Raw genomic sequence first — 3112 nt, forward strand, 5'->3', positions numbered from 1 at the left:
CAGGGCAACACCCGCAACTGGGACCCTGTTGTCTCCACCTCATTGGTTCCAGTGAATTCCGAGCCCAAAGCGTCGGCGGTGAGCTGATACCGACTAGGGTCTACAACATCCCCTCCCAGCAAGTACTCTGACGGGTTCCGGTAGCAAGGGCATTGCCGATACCTCGAGATCCAGAGTGGAGTACTGCCCAGACGTCATCGTTCTCGTCAAGGCAGATCTCCACGAAGTGATTGCCACTTCCTAGACTTCCAAACTGGCTGTAGGCACGTCGCTGATCCTGTTCGTTCCAATCGGAGCGAGCAGCGATCAGATGCTCGATCGTAGTCCTCGTCGTTTCATCGCGATGATCGCCCCGATGCCCCTGTCCCATGCCAGCCGGGATCGAGCGTGCGATCGAATGATGGAGCTCATCAAGATTATCGGGAAGTTCCTCTGCCCTCACGCCCAGGAACTGCGCGACCATACCACACCCGATATCCACCCCTATCGCTGCAGGAATAATGGCACCACGCGTCCCAAAGACCGTTCCGATCGTCGAGCCCATACCCACATGCGCATCGGGCATCAGCGCAACATGGCCCGTGACAAAGGGCATGCGAGAGAGGCGTGCTGCCTGATCGATGGTAGCATCCTCGATCTCTCCCCAGACGAGTACCTTGTCGTGCATTCTTGGCATGGCCTAGCCCCTTCCGAATAGCATTATCAGTGTAATCGTCGTGAACTACTGCCGCTATCGATCCGAGGAGCAGTCTGAATCATCGAGTGTTACGACGACAGCACGTCTCTGTGAACACCCATCACGATCGAGCACCAGCAAAGAAAACAATGGGCACCGTGTCGTACCATGGAGCGCACTTCTGCTACGAAATGACACGACTGATTCACTCCACCATCTCTCTGCTGGCGCTCAGTCCTCGCAAACCCGTGGAACTCTAGCCGCCAGACACCGGGGGCAACACAACGACCTCACCGGTTATAGGCATGGCGCTCTCTGGGTCGAGGACCACGGAGCCGTGAGCCAGGCGACAGTACGGGAGGAGCGCCTTCATCTCTTCGCCACAGCGTTCGCCAAGCTGCTCCACAAAGTGCGAGACGGTACCAGGATCGGCCTCAATCTCGATCGTATCGGCACCAGCGACTGCCTTGGCGTTCCCAAAAAATCTAACGATCACGATCCCTCGGATCCAGTAGTTGTGCAATCTCCGTCGTCAGGAGATCGAATGACTGATGGAGCGTTCGCAGCGCCTCCTCGACCCCAACGAGCATCTCCTCAGCTGCCTGCGTCTCATGATCATCCATCATCCCTGGCAGCTTAGCACCGACTCCATCCTCTCGATAACAAGGGGACTATCAGCGAGACAACCACCGCGGACGGCACTCTACAAGTTCACCAAATCCAAGGTCAGTAAATAAAGGCAGAACGGATCGAGAAGAGCAAATACCACCCACAGACGACTTCGAGCAGCACCAGGGTAATCCCGTTCAAACCAAAGAAAAATGTCAGTGCGATTCCAGCCCCGAGTTGGACAAGGGTCCCAAGGAAGACGATGCGCCATCCCCGCTCCCGGAGTTCCCGGAGTGGCCGGACACCCCTCAGATACACCACCCCATAGGCGGCAGTCAACGCCGCGGCCACATAAAAGCTCGACAGGGCAGACCCGCCGACACAGCCGAGGAGTACCCCCGTGCAGGATCCTCCAAAAGCCGTCGCGGCGCTCACGATATCAAAGGCGTCTAAGAGAACGAGGATCCCAACCCCCAAAGCGATCACCCACGCCCACTTAGTAAGGTGAGCAACAATAACAACTGGGAGCTTCGGCAGGCGGGAGGAGACCCTCAACAACCTGTCCTCTAACGTGATCAGCAAAATTTGATCACCTCCCACCTCGATACATAGGTCAGTATAGCCAGGAGACTCTTTCGCCAGAAGCCGATCGCCAGCACTCTCAAAGAGAGTTCTACCGTCACTCTTCGATACAACGAAGTGGACCGGGTACGAGGGGCCTTCCACGCTACATCTCTCGGAGACGATGAGTACAACGCCACAACTGGATCCAACTCCCCAGCGTCAGTCACTAAGCTGGCTCACAATCTTGCTTGGAGGATCGATAACGTGACGGGGGTTCCAACAGTTGTCAGAGAGATGTACTATGACGATTAATAATGAACTCGGCTGATTGGGCGCTGTCCCAGGGTGGACATCCTCTGACAGCATATAGATGGTATCGGACCGGAAAGATGCCCGTCCAAGCACTCAAGGTTGGCCAGCTCATCCTAGTCCGAGATTTAGCATCGGAAGATCCACAACACGGATCGTCACTGGGCTATGCGCGAGTATCCTCCTCTGACCAAAAACCAGACCCAGACAGACAAGTGGCACGAGTACTAGCTTTCGCTACTGAACATGGGTATTCGGTAGATCGCGTAGTAACCGAAGTTGGCTCCGCTCTCAATGGACATAGACGCAAAGTTTTGTCTTTATTGAGCGATCCAGAAGTTGAGACCATCCTGGTCGAGCACCGTGACCGCTTCTGTCGGTTTGGAGCCGACTATATAGAGGCTGCGTTCAGCGCTCAATCGAGAAGATTGGTCGTTGTTGGGTCCGCCGAAGTAGATGACGATCTTGTTCGCGATGTCACAGAGTTGTTGACGTCTTTGTGTACCCGACTCTATGGCCGCAGGTCGTCTGAAAGTAGAGCACAACGTGCTATTGAGGTGGCGTGCTCATGATTGTTATTATGCGGACAAAGGCACAGGCGCAGAAGGTAGCTGATATCACCGGTGGTGTGATCGTTGTCAAAAATGGCAAACCAACACCAAAGGTGCAGTTGCAAGGCGACTTTGAACAGTACCGAGCTGCGGTGGAGTCAGTGAGTGTGCTGTTTCGGCTCTGTGATGACACTGGTGAGCAAGTCCCGAGCGGCTGGACTGTCACGGGGACATCCTTTGAGGTCGAGTGGCCCAAAGACCCACAAAAGGCATCACTCATACGGTCTCACTTCGGAGCTAGAAGGGTCGCCTATAACTGGGCGCTAGCCAAGGTCAAGTCCGACATGGACGCCAAGCAGAAGAATGCAGATCACCTCTCTACGTCATGGACGCTCGAGGCACT

6 protein-coding genes are annotated in these 3112 nt (G+C 55.2%); 2 read left to right on the forward strand and 4 right to left on the reverse strand.

Going from position 1 to position 3112, the window contains the following annotated elements:
* Positions 1-100 precede the first annotated feature (100 nt).
* The 4 genes from M7439_RS02140 to M7439_RS02155 all read right to left on the reverse strand — a co-directional run bounded on the left by M7439_RS02140 (position 101) and on the right by M7439_RS02155 (position 2011).
* A complete protein-coding gene (locus tag M7439_RS02140; RefSeq protein WP_308464360.1) occupies positions 101-676 on the reverse strand; it encodes an RtcB family protein in 576 nt (191 codons plus the stop codon).
* Positions 677-932: 256 nt separating this feature from the next.
* Complete coding sequence (locus M7439_RS02145; protein WP_308464361.1) at positions 933-1172, reverse strand: MoaD/ThiS family protein; 240 nt, start codon at positions 1170-1172, stop codon at positions 933-935.
* Positions 1162-1302 carry a hypothetical protein gene (locus tag M7439_RS02150; protein WP_308464362.1) on the reverse strand — a complete coding sequence of 47 codons (141 nt, stop codon included), beginning with the start codon at positions 1300-1302 and terminating at the stop codon, positions 1162-1164. Before M7439_RS02150 ends, M7439_RS02145 begins: the two co-directional genes overlap by 11 nt.
* A gap of 100 nt (positions 1303-1402) precedes the next feature.
* The gene (locus tag M7439_RS02155; protein WP_308464363.1) at positions 1403-2011 is read right to left on the reverse strand and encodes a hypothetical protein; all 609 of its coding nucleotides are present in this window, start codon (positions 2009-2011) and stop codon (positions 1403-1405) included.
* A gap of 152 nt (positions 2012-2163) precedes the next feature.
* On the opposite strand from M7439_RS02155, the gene M7439_RS02160 reads away from it, so the two are divergent.
* The gene (locus M7439_RS02160; protein ID WP_308464364.1) at positions 2164-2730 is read left to right on the forward strand and encodes an IS607 family transposase; all 567 of its coding nucleotides are present in this window, start codon (positions 2164-2166) and stop codon (positions 2728-2730) included.
* Positions 2727-3112 (forward strand): helix-turn-helix domain-containing protein (locus M7439_RS02165; protein WP_308464365.1); only part of this gene is annotated, 386 nt, incomplete at its 3' end. The genes M7439_RS02160 and M7439_RS02165, both read left to right, overlap by 4 nt.

The organism is Ferrimicrobium sp. (genome assembly GCF_027319265.1).
Classification (GTDB): Bacteria; Actinomycetota; Acidimicrobiia; order Acidimicrobiales; family Acidimicrobiaceae; genus Ferrimicrobium.